This is a genomic window from Chryseobacterium sp. 22543 (genome assembly GCF_052044565.1).
Lineage (GTDB): Bacteria > Bacteroidota > Bacteroidia > Flavobacteriales > Weeksellaceae > Chryseobacterium.
On sequence record NZ_JBQENH010000003.1, the window covers coordinates 343,755 to 362,624 of the forward strand.

Consider the following 18,870-nt stretch of genomic DNA (forward strand, 5'->3'; position numbering starts at 1 on the left):
GGACAAATTCTATAGATAGCAATAGAACTGCAAACTCTCAAATCTCTTCGCTTGACTGGAATGAAAGATTTTTAATAACAAATCCTTATTCTGATAATGAAGAATTGATACAACGACAACTTGAGCAAATAGCCGACAGCATAGTTGATTTACTAATTAATAGGACTTCAATTTCATAGTTTTTTGAAGGATATTTACTGAAATTATTCTTTAATTATTACTGATGATTTTAATTAAAGAATCTCATCATATTTTCTAAATATCAAAAAGAAGTGAAAGGTAAGAACCCTTGGAATTAATAGATCGATGACTGATGATGGGACTTTTGATTCTGTAATACATAAATTTACAGGTTAGTAGAAATATTAAGTAAAACAACTATATTAAATAACAATTATGAAAAAAACAATTGCTTTTTTTACTATTCTTTTATCAGTAATTAATATTCAAGCTCAGGAAAATATTGATTTATTGACATACGAAAACACTCAGGATATTAAATTTTTTAACACTATTAAAAGTGGCACTCAGGTTAAGGAATATATAACAACGAGTAAAAATAGTGTGAAGGTGGGGGACACTTTAATATTAGGATCTCCTACCTCTGAAGAACTGAATACAAGAACTTATTCAGGGAGTTATGGAAATAAGGCAAGAGGGGGTATTTCACAATCAAGAAGTACTTCAAAAAAAACGTATGAATTTATACAAATGGGAAGACCAGCTGGATTTGGAAGTATTATGTCTGCTATGGGTGGTGATGCACAGAATATGGCAGATAACAGTTTAAAAAATACTAGAGTTATTGTCAATGAAATAAAAACATATCATAGAGGCAGTAAAAATAAACCTCTGTATGTAGTTATGGTTCTGGGAGAAATAAATGGCAGAGCTTTTGGAATAAATAAATATTTAAGTGTAATGGATACCGAATTAGGGATTGAGTCTGGTGAAATTCTTTTAAAAAATAAAAAAATGACCAGAGATGAAGCGATTGCAAAATTAAAAGAAGCGAAAGAACTAGTGGAAATTGAGATGATGAGCAAAGAACAGTTTGAAGAATTAAAAAAAGAACTCGCTCCAATTATTAACAATAATAACTAAGAATAATACTTGTGCTGATAAGGATTAGCAACAGCGGGGCTGAAATTTTTCAATCCACGATTGTGTGTTGTTACAATTTTGTGATATAGTTGAAAGTTTCGTATTCGTTTTGCCTACCATCACATGCCCAAAACGTTTATTTTATTACGTTTCAATCTCAAGAATGATGTTTATATGAAACTAGTTTAATGTTTCGCCTTACCATTTATCAAGATTATTTCTTAAACTAGTTTGCCCTTTTTTGAATGACTTTCCTCCTAATTTTGATCTAGATAAATAATTAAAAATCAAAAGAAATGGAAACATTAAAAAAAGTGGCCGTTATCGGTCTGGGGAATATTGGAAAAGCAATCGCAGGTGATTTGGTCAATAACAGTCATGAGGTGATTGTAGCATCAAGAAATAATGAAGATTCTGCGGACTTCGCTCAGCAATCCAACGGTTTTGCTCAAAGTATGGATATTGATCAGGCAATCAACGAGGCAGATATTGTGATACCTGCAATATGGTTTGGGGCTTTTAAGGAATTTTTCAATGATTATGGGGATATGCTGAAAAATAAAATCATTGTTGATGTATCCAATCCTATTGCTCCAGATGGAAATGGAGGGTTTAAAAAGATTATCGGAGAGAAAGAATCTGCTGGAGAGCTTAATAGATCTGTACTTCCCCAGGGAGCCAAGCTTGTAAAAGCATTCGGAACATTAGGGGCTGGAAATCTTGCCGGAGCATCCAACGGAAATCCTGAAAAAGCAGTATTGTTTTATGCTTCAGATGATTCATCTATTGACAAGGATATTGAAAAAGTGATAGAAAATGCAGGATTTGATCCTTTAAAAGTAGGAGGGATTGATCAGTCTATTCGTATTGAAGTTTTTGGAGATTTGCATGAATTCGGTGCATTGGGGAAAACAGTGAGCCTTTCAGAAGCGAAGTCTAAATTATAGAAAACACTTGCTTAAGTATACAAAAAGCCGGATTCATTAAGAACCCGGCTTTTTGTATTATTTTTTATATTAATTTCTAGATATGTTCTATCTTCTTTTGACTACTAATTACATTTAGGGTAACTCCCAAAAGGATCAAAGTGATTCCTATCAGCAGGTTTGTAGTAAATTTTTCATGAAATAGCAATACACTTACCATTACCGCAACTACCGGTTCTAATGCTCCTAAAATGGCCACTGGTGTAGAACCAATATGTTTAATGGCATATACCAGGCATAAACTTGAGATCACTGTAGTAAGAAATGCAAAAACAAGAAAGTTCAGAAAGATGGATATGGAAGGAATAGCAAATGATTCATGACCCATAACTGCCTTTGTCATAAAAAACAGCGAAGTAAAAAACATGGAAAAAAAAGTAAGCTTAAATCCTGATACCTTTAGGTTTGCCTTGTTCACAATGACCATATAAAGGGCATAAAAAAGAGAACTCAGCATCACGATTCCTAAACCTGTGAAATTAATTTCCAATCCGTTTCCTTTTAAGCATAAAACAATCACCCCTGCAAAAGCAAACAATAATGAAACTACAGATAATCTGGAAAGTTTTTCCTTATAAAAGAAAAACATGATCAAAGCTACAATAACCGGATAGATAAACAACACGGTGGAAGCAATTCCCGGAGTAAGAAAATCATAACCCAAAAACAAAAAATCCGAAGAAAGAGCATAACAGGTCCCAAGCACTGCCAGAATTAATGCTTCTTTTTTATTGATTTTAAAACTCTCTCTGGAATACAGCAGATATCCTCCCACCATCAAAGCTGAAAAGAAAAATCTATAAAACAATGTAATATCCATTGAAAAATGTACCTGCTTGATAGGCAGGATGAAAATCGGAATCAGCCCATATGAAACAGCTGACAGAATCCCCAATGCGTAACCTCTAAGTTTCATGTATTGTTATCGGTATTAAATAAAAAACCACTGAATCAATCAGTGGTTTTTATTATTTTAAAATTAAATCGGTTTAAAACTTAATCCTTGTTCCTGCAGTAATTTTTGTTCCTGCTCTTTATAGTAACCACTTACTAATTTATCATGAATCGCTTCAAATGCGGCCAGAGTTTCGTTAATCTCTGCATCTGTATGAGAAGCGGTAGGAATTAATCTTAAAAGAATCATTCCCTTCGGAATCACCGGATATACCACCACTGATGTGAAGATACCGTAATTCTCTCTTAAGTCTTTTACTAATAGAGTTGCTTCTACCGGAGTTCCCTGCATCATTACCGGAGTTACACAAGTGTTGGTATCTCCAATGTTGAATCCTCTTTCTTTAAGTCCGTTTTGCAGTTTGTAAACATTCTCCCAAAGTTTAGCTTTGATCTCAGGCTTTGATCTCAACAGTTCCAATCTTTTCAATCCTCCGATTACCATTGGCATTGTAAGAGATTTTGCAAAGATTTGTGATCTCAGGTTGAATTTCAGATATCTGATGATTTCTTTATCACCTGCAAGGAATGCTCCGAAACCTGCCATTGATTTAGCAAACGTAGAGAAGTACACATCAATCTGATCATTACATTCTTGCTCTTCACCCACACCGGCACCCGTTTTACCAAGTGTTCCGAAACCGTGTGCATCATCTACCAATAGTCTGAACTGATATTTTGATTTAAGATCACAAATCTCTTTGATTTTTCCCTGCTGGCCTCTCATCCCGAAAACTCCTTCTGTAATCACAAGAATACCTCCTCCTGTTTCTTCAGCCACCTTAGTTGCTCTCTGAAGGTTTTTCTCAAGGCTCTCCATATCGTTGTGCTTGTAGGTAAATCTTTTACCGGCATGAAGTCTTACTCCATCCACGATGCAGGCATGAGAATCCATATCATAAACAATTACATCATTTCTGCTCACCAAAGCATCAATGGTAGAAACCATTCCCTGGTAGCCAAAATTCAATAAGTATGCTGATTCTTTTTGTACGAAGTCTGCCAATTCTCTTTCCAGCTGAAGATGCTGATCTGTTTCACCAGACATTGCTCTTGCTCCCATTGGATAGAACATTCCGTATTCTGCCGCCGCTTTTGCATCCGCTTCTATTACTTCAGGATGATTACACAATCCTAAATAGTCATTGGCACTCCAGAAAATTACTTCTCTACCCTGAAATTGCATTCTAGGGCCAATAGGTCCCTCTAATCTTGGGAAAATAAAATAGCCTTCACCATAATCTGCAAATTGTCCAAGTGGTCCTGGATTTTCTTTTATTCTTTCAAAAATATCCAACATTGTATCGTAATTTTTAAGTAATAAAGCCTTTTTTGTCAGAACACGCAAAAGGCTTTATTTGTATTTTGATTTTATTCGTTTTTATTTGATAAACTCCGTTTTGAAAACTTCGTCATAATTGTGAACACAGTTGTTGACAAATCCCTGTTCGGCCATCCATTGATCACTGTATACTTTAGTGATGTATCTGGAACCGTGGTCAGGATATATTAAAACAATCAGGTCATTCTCTGTAAGCTCATGAGACTGGGCATACTGTATCAGACCCTGCGTTACTGCTCCGGTAGTATAACCTCCCATAATGGCTTCTTTCAAAGCAATTTCGCGGGTTCTGTACGCGGACATTTCATCATTTACCCTTACAAACTCATCTACCTTGTCGAAAAGCAGGGCAGCAGGGATCAGGTTTTTACCCATTCCCTCAATCTGATAAGGATGTACATCTTCTTTATGGATTTCTCCTGTCTCGTGATAGCTCTTCAATATAGAACCATCTGCATCCACACCAATGATCTTGATATCCGGATTTTTTTCCTTCAAAAACTTGGCAGAACCGGATAGTGTACCACCAGTTCCTGTACAGGCAAAAAGGTGAGTGATCTTACCTTCTGTCTGTTCCCAGATCTCTGGACCCGTCGTCTGATAGTGCGCATCAATATTAAGCTCGTTAAAATATTGATTGATGTAAATAGAATTAGGAGTCTCCTGGGCAATTCTTTTAGCAACTTCATAGTATGATCTCGGATCATCTGCAGGTACATTGGCTGGGCATATATACACCGTAGCACCCAATGCTTTCAGATAAGCAATTTTCTCAGGTTTTGTTTTATCACTTACTGCAAGAATACACTTATATCCCTTAATGATACATACCATCGCAATAGAAAACCCAGTATTGCCTGATGTAGTTTCTACAACTACAGAATCTTCTTTTAAAAGGCCTTTTTTCTCTGCGTTCTCTATAATGTGAAGTGCGATTCGGTCTTTGGTGGAATGTCCAGGATTATATGATTCTAACTTGGCGTAAACGGTTGCTGGAATATCTTTTGTAACAGTATTTAGCTTCACCATCGGAGTATGTCCTATTAGGCCAAGAATATTATCGTAAACATTACTCATTATTTGTTATTTTCAATAAAAATCTGACTGCAAAAATACAAAAAAATAAATAATTACTAAACTTTTGTTTGGTTTCTAGGGCATAGTTTTGTAAAAAGTCATTTTCTTATTTACAGTTTTGACACGTCTATAATCGCAAATACTACGCCAAAATTTTTAAATTTTGTTAAAACCCGCATAAAATAAGATAAAAGCCTTATTTTCGCATAATTGATTTAATACTATGAAAAATTGGACTTTTAGGCAATGGAACACCGTTTCAGGATGGGTGATTTTCGTCATTGCGTTTTTCACGTACTTGTCCACCATAGAACCCAATTTCAGTTTTTGGGATTGTGGCGAGTACATTTCTTCTGCAGTAAAACTTGAAGTAACGCACGCTCCCGGAGCAGCTTTATTCCAGATAGTGGGTGCCGTGGCAGCCATTTTTGCATTAGGGAAGGGCGAAAATTATTCTATCGTGATCAACGCGATGTCTGCATTGTTCAGTGCGCTGACTATTTTATTTTTGTTCTGGACGATCACACATTTTGTGAGAAGACTTCTGAACAAAGATTTTGAAGAAATTACAAAACATCAGGAAATCTCTATTTTATTTGCCGGAGCGGTAGGAGCACTTTGCTTTACCTTTTCAGATACATTCTGGTTCTCAGCAGTAGAGGGAGAGGTTTACTCTATGGCTTCTATGTTTATCGCGCTTTTGGTCTGGTTGATCACTAAATGGGAAAATGAGTACAAAGCGGGAGACAGTGAAAGATGGATTATTCTTATTTTCTTCGTTTTAGGACTTTCTGTAGGGGTGCATATGATGGGTATGCTGGCAATTCCTGCAGTATGTCTGGTATATTATGCAAGAAACTACAAGTTTACCTGGAAAAATTTTATCTGGGCAAACCTTATTACATTGGGGATTTTGATTATTGTTTTCAAAATTATCTTCCCTTTGATTATGACAATGTTCGGAAGACTTGAGATTTTCTTTGTGAATGGTCTTGGACTACCTTTCCACTCAGGAACGATTGCCGCTTTTGTTTTAATGGTAGCGATTTGCTATTTCTTAATCAAATATGCAAAGAAAGCAAAGAAAAACATCTACCAGACTGCAGCTTTATCTGTGGTTTTCATGATGATCGGATTCTCTTGCTGGATGGTTATTCCTATCAGAGCCAATGCTAATCCACCGATGAACCTTAATGATCCGGATACTGCAATTGGTATGCTGGATTATTATAACAGAGAGCAGTATGGTGACTGGCCTACAATCTACGGACAAAACTATACAGCATTCCTTGATGCTAACGGAATTGAGAAAAACGAAGACGGAAGCTTTAAGACACAAAAAACCGGAGAGATCTACGAAAAAGATGAAAAAACCGGAACGTACAGAAAGACCGGAGACCGTTTCAATTATGTCTTCAATAAATCTCAGGTAAGCTTAATGCCGAGAATGTTTAATGAGGATAAGGATGTAATGGCTAACTATATTTCAATGTATGGTGCGCCTGATTTTACATTTAATTATACTAATGAAGATGTGGCAGATAATCCACAGGCCAAGCAGATCTTTGACGAGCTGAGAGCAAAATATGAAGACAAGTCAATTACTGCTGCAGATTATCTGAAAGTAAAACCTTATAACCTTATCAATGTTCAGAAGCCTTCATTCCTTCAGAATATGGAGTATTTTATTTCTTTTCAAAATGGATATTACTTTGTAAGATACCTGATGTGGAACTATGTAGGAAGACAGAATGATCTTGAAGGAAACATGGAAAGCACAAAAGGAAACTGGATTTCAGGAATTCCTTTTATAGATAATGTAACTGTAGGAAACCAGGATAAAATGCCTGCTAAATTCAAAAATGAAAGTACGGTAAAATTCTTCTTCCTTCCGTTAATTTTAGGTCTTATTGGATTCTTTTTCCAATTAAACAGAGACTTCGGAAGATTCTATGCACTGTTATCTTTATTTATTTTAACAAGTGTCGGGATTGTTTTCTATACAGGAGTAAAACCTTTTGAACCGAGAGAAAGAGATTATGCAATGGTAGGTTCATTCTACGCATTTGCAATATGGATTGGTATGGGAGCAGGAGCAATTCTATGGTTCCTGCAGTCTAAAATAAAATCAAACGGAGCTAATATTGCTTTAGGAGTGGTTTTATTAGGTGTACCTTTCATGATGGGCTTCCAGAACTACAATGTTCATGACAGAAGCAACAGATATACAGCGTATGATTACGCGTATTCAGTTTTAAAATCATTACCGAAAAACGATATTCTTTTCGTTTACGGAGATAACGATACTTATCCGGTTTGGGCGATCCAGGAAACAGAAAGATTCAGAGATGATGTGAAGGTAGTGAACTTTACCCTTGCTTCAACTCCATGGAACCTTGATCAGATAAAAAGAAGAACTTATAACGCTATGGGAATCCCTAGCCAGCTGACCCACGAAGATTACAGAGACGGTGTAAATGACCAGATCTATATGATGAAGAAAGAAGATTGGGAAGGTGTTTTCTCTATGTTGAAAGAGCAGGGAGCTCCTGAGACAGAATTCCAGTCTTTCAGAAAGTATCTTACTCAGGATTCTTTAACATTGAAAGAAGCAATCAATTTCATTAAATTCAAATCTCCTGAGAAAGACGAATTGTTGAAAATGTATTTTGGGGAAGAGAAATTTGAAAAGTATAATATTCTTCCGGTAAATAAATTCATTCTTCCGGTAAATAAAGAAAATGCTTTAAAAGCAGGAATCATCAACAAAGAAGATCTTCCAAATGTTGCGAATCAGATCATGATTACTTACAAAGGAAATACATTATATAAGAACAACCTTATTTTGATGGATCTTTTGGCAAACTTCGATTGGAAACGTCCAATCAACTTCTCATCAGGAGGTATCTATGACAGTGAGAATATTTTCTATCTGAACGATTACCTTCAGTTTGACGGATTCAGCTACAGATTAATTCCCATCCAAACACCTCCTACAGCTGATGGAGACATGGGAAGAGTAGATGCTAATTCTCTTTATAACGTGGTGAAAAGCTTCAGATGGGGGAACTTCAAAAACTTAAATGCTCACTTTGATGAAACAGCGACTTCCAATATTATCAGCTATAGAATGTCGGCGAGCAGAGCTGCTGCTGCACTTGCATTAAACGGACAGAAAGCTAAAGCATTAGAAATTCTGGATCTTGCAGCAAAAGAAATTCCTGCTGAGAAATATAACGACCCTCGTTCATTAAGCTCAATTGTATCAGGATATATTATTGCAGGACAGGAGCAGAAAGGTCTTCAACTTGCTGAGGTTCTTAAAAAAGGAATCTTTGAAGAATACGATTATTATTTAAGCCTTTCCAAAGCAGATCAAAGCTACCTGAGAAGACAAATGAGAACAAAACCTATGGAATATTCTCTTGTAGTAGCTGCTGTAACGGATGCTTACACGAAGATCGGGCAGAAAGAAAAAGCATATGCTTATCTGGTAAAATCTATAGAGCCTATTGACAAGAAGTTCAATGTATTTGTCAAAGATCTTCAGGAAATGGGCAAAGAAAAGGCGATGAAAGAGTCTGAAAATGTTCAGCAGATCACGCCATTCTATCAGTACTTATTTGATGTGATGGAACCATATGATTCTACGTATTCAAAAGAAAAAGAAAATCAGATAACGACAGCAATTATCAAAGCAACTAAATAACATACTTTAAAACGGGACTTCGGTCCCGTTTTTTATTATTGGGATTCCTGAATATTAAGATTATATTTGTGAAACTAAAAATACATAATGGCTGAAACAGAAAATAGCAGATTCCCTATCTATGCCGTAATTGCTACAGTTGCTTTTAAACTTCTTTTTTTACTGACACATTATATCCAGGAGGATGCGTTTATTACCTGGAGAGTGGCTCAGAATTTACTGGATTACGGAGTAATCGGTTTCAATGGTGATGCCAAAATTTCTGCATCTACTACCCATTTTTATGTTTTTGTATCTTACCTTTTCAATCTTGTTTTTGGAAAAGAAAACTTTATTGAACCTCTTTTAATATTCAATTCTATACTGTTTACGATAGGAACGTTGCTTCTTTCCCATTTGGTTCTTAAAAACCCATGGCATAAGGCAGTCTTTATATTTTTGATCGGCATTTTACCTCCAGCCATTAAAATTTCAATTCTCGGAATGGAGTATGGAATCTTGTTTTTCCTTGAGATGTCATTGTTGTATTATGGTTTCCATAAAGGAAAAAAATGGATGCTGACACTTCTTCCAGTGTTAATTATGTTTACAAGAATTGATACTGTGATATTCCTGGGAATTGTATTTCTCGTAGATCTATGCTGGAACAGAAAAATCAGATGGAACTATATTTTTGGCGGAATTCTGGGTGTTTTATCCACGGTTGCTTTCAACTGGTTTTACTTTGGCGAATTGGTTAATAATACCATTACAGCAAAAAAACTTCTTTATAGCGAGAACTTTACGATCCAGCAGCATATCGGCTACTTTTTTAAGAGCTTCGGAAACTTCTGGGGAATGCTGAAAGTTCCCGGAGATTTCAATCCTATGACAGTTGTAATATTGATTTTTGAACTTCTTTGCTTCATTTATCTGATCAGACAAAGAGAAAAGAGAAACTACTTCTTATGGATGATCTTCATTTTCGGATGGGTAAAACAGATTATTTTTATTTCTCAGAAAAGCTTGTTCGACTGGTATTACTGGGTGCCTCAGCTTTTGCTTTTCGTTCCTATTCTTATTTTTGTACTGGAACAGAAAGAAAAGAGAAATTTATGGCTGTCATTACTTGTTGTATTTTATATTTTTCCGATGCTTGTTTTCCAGACTGTTCACTGTATTGCAACCGGAAACGGAGAGTGGAACTACCGCAGAACGATTGGTACCTTTTTAAATCAATATGAAAAGGATAAAAACCAGTGGATACTATTGGAACCTGCTGGTTATGTACCTTATTTTTCAGGATTAAAAACGATTGATGAGGTTGGATTGGTAGATAAGCAGATTCAGTCAGAAATTAAAAAAGACAAAGTAAATTACTGGATCAATACGGTAAAGACAAGAAAACCGAAATACCTTCTTTCTTACCAAAATCTATATGACGGGAACAATACAAATTCAGAGTACTATAAAACTCATTATAAACTTCTGAAAGAATTCAGAGTGAAAGATCATCTGAGAAGTGACAATAAAATTTTAGAGAAAATTTACAACCTGAAACCTTCCGGTACAGACTATAATTTGTACATTAGAGTTGATTAAAATATTTAAGCATTTAAAGATTTAAAAAATAAGGAACTCCCTTAGCTCCAAACCCTGCAACCTATGATCTAATCCCTAATCCCTGAAAAAATGAAATACTGTGCTTTTCTCCGTGGTGTCAACGTAAAAGGAACCAATATGAAAATGGCTGATGTCTGCAAGGTCTTTAAAGATGCCGGAATGACTGATGTGGTTTCAATATTGGCTTCAGGAAATATTGTTTTTTCTTCGGATAAAAATACTCAGGATTTAAAGGTGATTCTGGAAAAGGCAATGTCAGATTACTTTTCTTATGAAGCATTTTTGTTTGTAAAATCTCAGGAAGAGACTGAGGTTTTCTGGAAAAGTATCCCTTTTGAAAAGAATGAAGAACTTCATATTTACGGCTTTGTTGGTATTCCAGGGATTGAAAAAGTTCTGATGGAAGAATTTCAAAAAGCTGCTCAGGTTGAAAATGAAAAGGCAGAAATTGGCAATGATATATTTTACTGGCAGGTTCCGAAAGGCAATACTTTGGATTCTACTTTTGGAAAGGTGCTGGGCAAAAAAAGCCTTAAAGATCAGTTTACCAGCAGAAATGTGAATACGTTTGAGAAGGTTTTGAAAAAGTTCTGATGCCTGGGTTGTTGATTTATCTAATAGTGATGTTCGCAATTGCTAATTTCTATTATTACGTTTTTAAGAATCCCTCAAAGATTTTTAAGCTTTTTATCCTTTTCTTTATCCTTATTTCTATTATTTCGTTAGTGGTTTCACTTAATTATTCAGCAAGTGTATTGGAAGGTTTCATTACACTCACCGGGTATTATACTTTGCTTTTTGGAATACATTTATTATTAAGGAAAGTGTTTAAAATCAATAAATATCCTTTTTATATCATTGCTTTTTTCCTTGCTTCATTTTTGATTACAGTTTTCTTTGCAGCATTGATGCAGGATATCTTTAATTACTCTTAGTACCAAATAATTTCCATTTGTGAAACTTTCTCAGTATTTTTACTGAACTTTTTAATTACAATAAAATGATTCAGTATTTAGATAATATTTCGCACAAAGATTCAAAGAACTTTTTCCTTATTGCCGGACCTTGTATTATTGAGGGGGAAGATATGGCACTAAGAATTGCTGAAAAAGTAATCAATATCACGGATAAATATAATATTCCTTATATTTTTAAAGGAAGCTTCAAAAAGGCCAACAGAAGCCGTGTAGATTCTTTCACAACTATTGGAGAGGAAAAATCACTGGAAATTCTAAAAAAAGTAGGAGAGACATTTAACATTCCTACGACAACAGATATTCATGAAAATGAACACGCAGCTCTGGCAGCACAGTATGTAGATGTTCTGCAGATTCCCGCATTTCTTGTTCGTCAGACTGATTTATTAATCGCAGCAGCGAAAACAGGAAAATGTGTTACCCTGAAAAAAGGACAGTTCCTTTCACCGGAAGCCATGAAGTTTGCTGTTCAGAAAGTAACAGATTCTGATAACCAGAAAGTAGCGATCATTGAAAGAGGAAATTCTTTCGGATATACAGACCTTATCGTGGATTACAGAGGAATTCCAACGATGAGAGAATATGCTCCTGTTATTTTAGATGTTACACACTCTCTGCAGCAGCCTAACCAGAACTCAGGGGTTACAGGTGGAAGACCGGACCTTATTGAAACCGTTGCCAAAGCAGGAATTGCAGTAGGAGCAGACGGAATTTTCATAGAAACACACCCTACACCGGAAACAGCATTGTCTGATGGTGCCAACATGTTAAGATTAGATTTATTAGAAGATTTGTTACAAAAACTAACAAGAATTAGAGAATCAATTTTGTAATTGTTAAAAAAACATTAATTTTAGAAATTCTAAAACATTTCTTTTGAAAAAACTAGTTTTACCGCTAAGCCTTATGGTCCCGTTTCTGATTTTCTCACAACACAGAAAAAAGGATACAGCGACCACTAAAGTGACCGATATAGAGGAAGTTGTCTTCCAGAAAAAAACAACAGGAAGAACCAACGACCTTACCAATGTGAGAATTTCAGCAAAAGAAGCAAAATCTATAGCTTCTATCAACGGTGGAATTGAAGGATTGCTTAAGACACTTCCTTCCGTAAACTCCAATACCGAGCTGTCTTCCCAATATATGGTTCGTGGTGGAAACTATGATGAAAATCTTATCTACATCAATGATATTGAGATCTACAGACCTTTCCTGATCAGAAACTCACAACAGGAAGGGATGAGTATCATCAATCCGGATATGGTTTCTGCAGTGAATTTCTCTGCAGGAGGATTTGAAGCCAAGTATGGTGATAAAATGTCTTCCGCTTTGAATATCTATTATCGTGAACCTGAAAAATTTGAAGTTTCAGGAGAGGCTAGTTTAATAGGAGGCAGGCTGACAACAGGGCTGGCTTCAAAAAATAAAAAATTTACAGCTTTATTTTCCGGACGATACAGAAATACCAATCTTGTTCTTAATACCTTGAAGGAAGATACAGACTTTAACCCTACGTATTGGGATTTCCAGTCTTATCTGAATTATCATGTCAGTGATAAATTCTCTGTGTCATTCATCGGATATTATTCCAAGAATGATTACGAAATGATTCCTAAAGCAAAAAGTGTTACTTTCGGAAGCCTTCAACAGCCTATTACAGTAAATATAGGATATGCTGGTAAAGAAAATGACCAGTATAAAAATATGATGGGTACATTCTCCATGAATTATAAGCCGACCGACAAATGGAAGCTTACTTTGGATGCCTTTGCCTATCAGAACAGAGAAAGAGAATATTATACAATACAGTCAGCATATGAGCTTCAGACATTTGATCCGGTAACACAGCAGCCTGTGACATCTTTCGATGTTGGCGGACAGATAGAACATGCAAGGAATGATTTATTTGTAAGAACATACGGAACACAGTTCAGAGCCAAATTTTCTCCTAATGTAAATACCGACTTTGAAGTTGGATTTAAATATGAGAAAGAAAACCTGAAAGATTTTACCAACGAATGGAAATTGGTAGATTCCGCAGGATATAGTATTCCAAGACCGGAAATTATTGATCCCAGAACCGGAACTACAGGAGATCTTAAGCTTGCTTATTATATTGCCGGACAAAACAATATTGAACCTACAAGACTTTCAGCCTATGCACAGTATTCGCAGAAATTCTACTGGGGAGCGAGCAAAGTGTTTGTAAATGCCGGAGTACGTGTTGCCAACTGGAGTTTCAATAAAGAAACAATATTCTCTCCAAGAGTCCAGTTTGCGATAAAGCCTGATTGGGACAGTGATATGTTGTTCAAAATTTCAGGAGGGATCTATTATCAGTCTCCTTTCTATAAAGAAATTAAAGATTTAGACGGTAATTTTAATTCTAATATAAAGTCACAGCGCTCTATCCAGGTAATTCTTGCCAACGATTATGAGTTCCAGATGTATGACAGACCATTTAAGCTTACAACAGAGCTTTACTATAAGAAAATGGATAATCTGATTCCGTATTATATGGATAATGTGAGGATCCGTTATTCCGGGCAGAATAATTCCAAAGGATATGCGTATGGTATTGATACCAGATTATTCGGAGAATTTGTGCCTGGTGTAGATTCTTGGCTGTCTGCAAGTTATGCCAGAGTATATGAAAATATTGATGGAAGGGGAGATATTCCGAGACCTACAGATCAGAGATTGAGATTTGCCATGTTCTATCAGGATTATATGCCAAGCTTTCCGTCTATGCGCGTGAATCTTACTTTGGTCTATGCTATGGGATTGCCTACAGGAGCTCCTGTACTATTCAACAGTAACGGGCAGCCGGATTTTGGTTCTGCTTATAATTATCAGCAGACTCTTCCTGCCTATAAAAGAGTAGACTTAGGATTGACAAAAGTATTTATCGATCCGAAAGAAAAGAATAAGAGATCTGGTTTCTGGGGTAATTTTGAAGAACTGACATTAGGAGTTCAGGTTTTCAACGCATTCAACATCAACAACACGGTAGCGAACCAATGGATCACCGATTATAACAGCAATTATATGTATCCGGTTCCAGTACGTCTTACAGGACGTTTCTTCAATGTGAAACTGGAATTCAAACTGTAAAAATTAGAGGTTGAGGTTGACTTTAATCTCTCAAAAAATAAATAAAAGCTTTCGGAAAAATTCGGAAGCTTTTTATTTTACCCGAATTTTATAACAACATTACCAAATTTTATAACAATGGTCTCAAAGATATTTTTAATTTTGTCTTATCAATGAAAAAGATTCTTGCCATATTGTTTTCTATTTTCTACTTCGGATTTTCTTCCGGGGCAGCTTTTAGCATTCATTATTGCATGAAGGAATTTGTTTCTGTAAGCCAGAAAACTGATGGTATCTGTGCTAAATGCGGTGTTAAAGACAAAAAAGGATGCTGCAAAACAGAGATCAAAGTAGTAAAAGTAGATGATTCCCAGAAGTCTGATCTTCTGAACATCGATTTTTTAAGTTCAATTTCAGAAGTCCCGGTGAAACATCAGTTTGCTGTTGTTGACAAGTCTTTTTCAGTAACCAAGTATACTCAAATTCAGATTAATGGACCACCAGAATACCGGCCGGTTCCTATCTACATCAATCATTGTAATTTTAGAATTTAGAATCCGTCTGTCGTTTTCTGTATCATTACCGTATACAGCTACTGGCGACATGTTCTGACGCATATTTCTGATGCGTCACCATTATTCTTTATTAAAAATTAATTCTAAAATTTAAAACAATGAAAAAATATATCATCACAGCAGCCTTATCTTTATTCTCAATCATTTCATTATCAGCACAATCTAAAAAGGATGCTCAGGTTTCTAAGCTGTATCAGAACTATATCGCAATCAAATCAGCGTTAGCTTCAGATGATGCTGACAAAACATTAAAAGCCGCAACAGAATTCATTAAAACAGCTTCAACCATTGATTATAAAATGGTTTCAGAAGGTAACCTGAATGTTCTGAGAAAAGATGCGTCTGCTATTTCTGAAGCAAGAAACGTTGCTGCCCAAAGAGAAACTTTTTTCAATCTTTCAGATAATATGATCGCTTTGACCAAGCAGTTCAAACTTTCTGAAAAACCAGTCTATGTACAATATTGCCCAATGGCTGACGGAAGCTGGCTGAGCGACGAAAAACAGATCCTTAATCCATACTACGGGAAGTCTATGCTTTCATGCGGAAGTGTAAAGTCAGAGATTAAATAATTAGTCTATTATTCTTTAAAATAATAAGTTGTATATCTTAAGTTATAATTAACTTTAAGTTGTGCAGCTTCTAAAACTTTGAAATATTATGAAAAAACTGATAATGTTTCTGGTGCTTTTATTCTCTGTTTTTACTTTCGCACAAACTACAAAAACATATTATACCTGTCCGATGCACCCTGAAGTGGTGTCCTCAAAACCTGGAGACTGCCCGAAATGCGGAATGACTCTGGTTAAAAAGACGGTCGTTGTAAAGCCTTATGCGAAACCTATACTTAAAACAGAAACGAAGACAAAGCCTGCAGAAACAAAAATAAATAAGGTAAAAGTTGAGAGAAATGGAGACCTTAAAAAGGCAAGTAAAACAAAGGAAACCAATAAGGTTGAGAAAGCAAAAGTAATAAAGCCTTCTGTTCAGCCAGAGAAAAAAGCTCTATCACCAGCTAAAACCCAGGTTTTAACTCAAGCTCAAACTACTTATACCTGTCCGATGCATCCTGAAGTAGTTTCCGATAAGCCGGGAAAATGTCCTAAATGTGGGATGGATCTGGTTGAAAAGGAAGATCATTCTCATGTAAAGGCAGAAAATCCGAAAGAGGAGAAATCTATTTTAAAACGTAATTCTGAAAACGGAAGAATTACTTTTGGTGGGAAAACAGTTCGTTATGATCTGTATGTAAAAGATACCATTGTCAATTTCACTGGAAAAAGCAGGAGAGCTATTGCGATCAACGGGAAACTTCAGGCTCCTACTTTATATTTTACAGAAGGAGATACTGCCGAGATTTACCTGCACAATATGCTTAAAGAAAATACAGGATTGCACTGGCATGGAGTAATTCTGCCCAATGAGCATGATGGAGTTCCCTATCTTACTACAAAACCTGTGACACCGGGAGAAACCCACTTATACAAATTCAGAGTTTCCCAAAACGGAACGTATTGGTATCATTCCCATGAAGCCCTTCAGGAGCAGATAGGAATGAATGGAATACTGGTTTTCAATAAAAGAGAAGGTGAGCCTAAAACAGAATACAATGCGGAAATTCCTGTTTTGCTGGGCGATTGGAGTGATGATGATCCCATGCAGATTGCAAGACGACTTCATATGGCCAATACAGACTGGTATGCGGTAAAGAAAAATGCAGTACAGAGTTATTGGGAAGCCATCAAGTCCGGAAACTTCGGGACAAAAGCATTGAATGAATGGAAAAGAATGGAAGCCATGGATGTAAGTGATGTCTATTATGATAAATTTCTGATTAATGGTACTCCCAGTTCTGATTATTCTAATCTAAAAGCTGGTGATAAAGTAAGATTGAGAGTCGCCAATGGAGGTTCATCCACCTATTTCTGGCTGAATTATGGTGGAGGAAAGATAAAAGTAGTTGGAAATGACGGTAATGATGTTGTCCCGGTAGAAGTTGACCGTCTGATTGTTGGGGTTTCCGAAACGTATGACATTGAAGTTACCATTCCTGAGAATAAAAGCTTTGAATTCAGAGCGACTTCTGAAGATAGAATAGGACATGCTTCCCTTTGGCTGGGTTCAGGTGAAAAAATTGAAGCACCCAATCTTCCAAGGCTGATGCTTTTTGAAGGAATGAAAATGATGAACGGAATGATGGAGATGAGCGGAAATATGAAACCGATGAATATGACGATGGGAAATCAGATGATGGATATGAATGAAGTGATGTACCCGGAATTATCTGAAAATCAAAGAAAAACTACAGCGAAACATATCAATGAAATGATGGGAATGAAGACAAAGGAAGATAAAAAAGAAGATCACTCTCAACACTCAGAAATGGAGATGAAGGAAGAAAAAACAATCAAGAGATTGTCTTACAATATTTTAAAATCTCCTGAAAAAACCATTCTTCCTACGGATACCATTCGTGAAATGAAATTTATACTGGAAGGAAATATGAACCATTATCTGTGGACGCTGGACAACAAAACTGTTACAGAAACAGATAAAATACTGATAAAAAAGGGAGAAATTCTTAGAATTAAAATGTATAATAATTCTATGATGCGCCACCCGATGCACCTTCACGGGCATGATTTCAGATTAATCAATTCAAAAGGAGAGTATTCTCCATTGAAAAATGTGGTAGATATCATGCCGATGGAAACCGTAACAATAGAGTTTGCTGCCAATCAGGATGGAGACTGGTTTTTCCACTGTCATATTTTATATCATATGATGGCAGGAATGGGAAGAGTTTTCAGTTATGAAAATTCAAAACCGAATCCACAGCTTCCGAACAGAAAATTAGCCTGGAAAAATTTTATACAGGATAATACAATGACCAGTTCTATGGCGATGCTGGATATAGCAAGCAATAAAATTCATGCAGAAACAATGACAATGTTCGGACCGAGATGGGCAAACCTTAACGAGTTTCATTCCAACTGGAATTTTGATCATTTTGAAGGAAGTGCAAAAGTAGGACGCTTCTTAGGAAAATTCCAATGGGCGCTTCCTTATGCAGGAGTCAGAGTTCAAAAAAATCATGAGATCATGGAAAGACAGATGACAGAGGATATGGGTATGGATTTTCATGGTAAAAAAACCTGGTTCGGACAGCAGAAAGCTTCCAAAAACAAATTTGCATTCATGATAGGTATGCAGTATGTACTTCCCATGTTGATTACCGCTGATGCAAGTGTGGACCAAAACGGAAAAGTATTATTGGAGCTGAGCCGTGAGGATATTCCACTTTCCAGAAGACTGAGAGGAAATTTCAGTGTCAATTCTGATGGGGAATTCTCAACAGGAATGAGATATATTCTTCAAAAATGGTTATCCGTTTCCGGAAACTATGATAATGAAATGGGCTGGGGTGCAGGTGTTACTTTAACCTACTGAT

13 protein-coding genes are annotated in these 18,870 nt (G+C 36.1%); 10 read left to right on the plus strand and 3 right to left on the minus strand.

Annotated elements, in window-relative coordinates:
- Nucleotides 1-396 precede the first annotated feature (396 nt).
- On the plus strand, nt 397-1,104 hold the full coding sequence (locus ACTJIP_RS12380) for a hypothetical protein (RefSeq protein WP_077417117.1): 708 nt from the start codon (nt 397-399) through the stop codon (nt 1,102-1,104).
- A 296-nt stretch (nt 1,105-1,400) separates the two neighbouring features.
- Entirely contained in the window at nt 1,401-2,051 is a 651-nt protein-coding gene (locus tag ACTJIP_RS12385; RefSeq protein ID WP_440704639.1) for an NADPH-dependent F420 reductase, read from the plus strand.
- A 76-nt stretch (nt 2,052-2,127) separates the two neighbouring features.
- Here ACTJIP_RS12385 and ACTJIP_RS12390 read toward each other — a convergent pair whose 3' ends face one another.
- The 3 genes from ACTJIP_RS12390 to ACTJIP_RS12400 form a co-directional block, all read right to left on the minus strand.
- On the minus strand, nt 2,128-3,006 hold the full coding sequence (locus ACTJIP_RS12390; RefSeq protein ID WP_077417121.1) for a DMT family transporter: 879 nt from the start codon (nt 3,004-3,006) through the stop codon (nt 2,128-2,130).
- Nucleotides 3,007-3,069: 63 nt separating this feature from the next.
- Nucleotides 3,070-4,341, minus strand: a complete 1,272-nt coding sequence (locus ACTJIP_RS12395) for an aminotransferase class I/II-fold pyridoxal phosphate-dependent enzyme (protein ID WP_440704770.1) — start codon at nt 4,339-4,341, stop codon at nt 3,070-3,072.
- 84 nt (nt 4,342-4,425) lie between these two features.
- Nucleotides 4,426-5,463: a PLP-dependent cysteine synthase family protein gene (locus ACTJIP_RS12400; protein WP_077417123.1), complete on the minus strand. Its 1,038-nt coding sequence runs from the start codon at nt 5,461-5,463 to the stop codon at nt 4,426-4,428.
- Between the two features lie 223 nt (nt 5,464-5,686).
- Between ACTJIP_RS12400 and ACTJIP_RS12405 the strand changes: the two genes are divergently transcribed.
- The 8 genes from ACTJIP_RS12405 to ACTJIP_RS12440 all read left to right on the plus strand — a co-directional run bounded on the left by ACTJIP_RS12405 (nt 5,687) and on the right by ACTJIP_RS12440 (nt 18,869).
- Nucleotides 5,687-9,172 carry a glycosyltransferase family 117 protein gene (locus ACTJIP_RS12405; protein ID WP_440704640.1) on the plus strand — a complete coding sequence of 1,162 codons (3,486 nt, stop codon included), beginning with the start codon at nt 5,687-5,689 and terminating at the stop codon, nt 9,170-9,172.
- Between the two features lie 87 nt (nt 9,173-9,259).
- Entirely contained in the window at nt 9,260-10,753 is a 1,494-nt protein-coding gene (locus ACTJIP_RS12410) for a hypothetical protein (RefSeq protein WP_440704641.1), read from the plus strand.
- A 90-nt stretch (nt 10,754-10,843) separates the two neighbouring features.
- Nucleotides 10,844-11,368, plus strand: a complete 525-nt coding sequence (locus tag ACTJIP_RS12415; RefSeq protein WP_440704642.1) for a DUF1697 domain-containing protein — start codon at nt 10,844-10,846, stop codon at nt 11,366-11,368.
- Nucleotides 11,369-11,774: 406 nt separating this feature from the next.
- Nucleotides 11,775-12,584, plus strand: a complete 810-nt coding sequence (kdsA, locus tag ACTJIP_RS12420) for a 3-deoxy-8-phosphooctulonate synthase (protein ID WP_047385197.1) — start codon at nt 11,775-11,777, stop codon at nt 12,582-12,584.
- A gap of 43 nt (nt 12,585-12,627) precedes the next feature.
- Nucleotides 12,628-14,865 carry a TonB-dependent receptor plug domain-containing protein gene (locus ACTJIP_RS12425; RefSeq protein WP_077417133.1) on the plus strand — a complete coding sequence of 746 codons (2,238 nt, stop codon included), beginning with the start codon at nt 12,628-12,630 and terminating at the stop codon, nt 14,863-14,865.
- A gap of 152 nt (nt 14,866-15,017) precedes the next feature.
- Nucleotides 15,018-15,398, plus strand: a complete 381-nt coding sequence (locus ACTJIP_RS12430; protein ID WP_228408819.1) for an HYC_CC_PP family protein — start codon at nt 15,018-15,020, stop codon at nt 15,396-15,398.
- A 119-nt stretch (nt 15,399-15,517) separates the two neighbouring features.
- Nucleotides 15,518-15,991 carry a DUF3347 domain-containing protein gene (locus ACTJIP_RS12435; protein WP_440704643.1) on the plus strand — a complete coding sequence of 158 codons (474 nt, stop codon included), beginning with the start codon at nt 15,518-15,520 and terminating at the stop codon, nt 15,989-15,991.
- A 103-nt stretch (nt 15,992-16,094) separates the two neighbouring features.
- Nucleotides 16,095-18,869: a multicopper oxidase domain-containing protein gene (locus tag ACTJIP_RS12440; protein WP_440704771.1), complete on the plus strand. Its 2,775-nt coding sequence runs from the start codon at nt 16,095-16,097 to the stop codon at nt 18,867-18,869.
- The last annotated feature ends 1 nt before the right edge of the window (nt 18,870 follow it).

Excerpts from the sequence above, each read along its gene's own strand:
- ACTJIP_RS12380 (WP_077417117.1), top strand. The coding sequence starts at position 397 with ATGAAAAAAACAATTGCTTTTTTTACTATTCTTTTATCAGTAATTAAT.
- ACTJIP_RS12410 (WP_440704641.1), top strand. The coding sequence starts at position 9,260 with ATGGCTGAAACAGAAAATAGCAGATTCCCTATCTATGCCGTAATTGCT.
- ACTJIP_RS12435 (WP_440704643.1), top strand. The coding sequence starts at position 15,518 with ATGAAAAAATATATCATCACAGCAGCCTTATCTTTATTCTCAATCATT.
- ACTJIP_RS12405 (WP_440704640.1), top strand. The coding sequence starts at position 5,687 with ATGAAAAATTGGACTTTTAGGCAATGGAACACCGTTTCAGGATGGGTG.
- ACTJIP_RS12430 (WP_228408819.1), top strand. The coding sequence starts at position 15,018 with ATGAAAAAGATTCTTGCCATATTGTTTTCTATTTTCTACTTCGGATTT.
- ACTJIP_RS12400 (WP_077417123.1), bottom strand. The coding sequence starts at position 5,463 with ATGAGTAATGTTTACGATAATATTCTTGGCCTAATAGGACATACTCCG.
- kdsA (WP_047385197.1), top strand. The coding sequence starts at position 11,775 with ATGATTCAGTATTTAGATAATATTTCGCACAAAGATTCAAAGAACTTT.
- ACTJIP_RS12390 (WP_077417121.1), bottom strand. The coding sequence starts at position 3,006 with ATGAAACTTAGAGGTTACGCATTGGGGATTCTGTCAGCTGTTTCATAT.
- ACTJIP_RS12415 (WP_440704642.1), top strand. The coding sequence starts at position 10,844 with ATGAAATACTGTGCTTTTCTCCGTGGTGTCAACGTAAAAGGAACCAAT.
- ACTJIP_RS12440 (WP_440704771.1), top strand. The coding sequence starts at position 16,095 with ATGTTTCTGGTGCTTTTATTCTCTGTTTTTACTTTCGCACAAACTACA.
- ACTJIP_RS12385 (WP_440704639.1), top strand. The coding sequence starts at position 1,401 with ATGGAAACATTAAAAAAAGTGGCCGTTATCGGTCTGGGGAATATTGGA.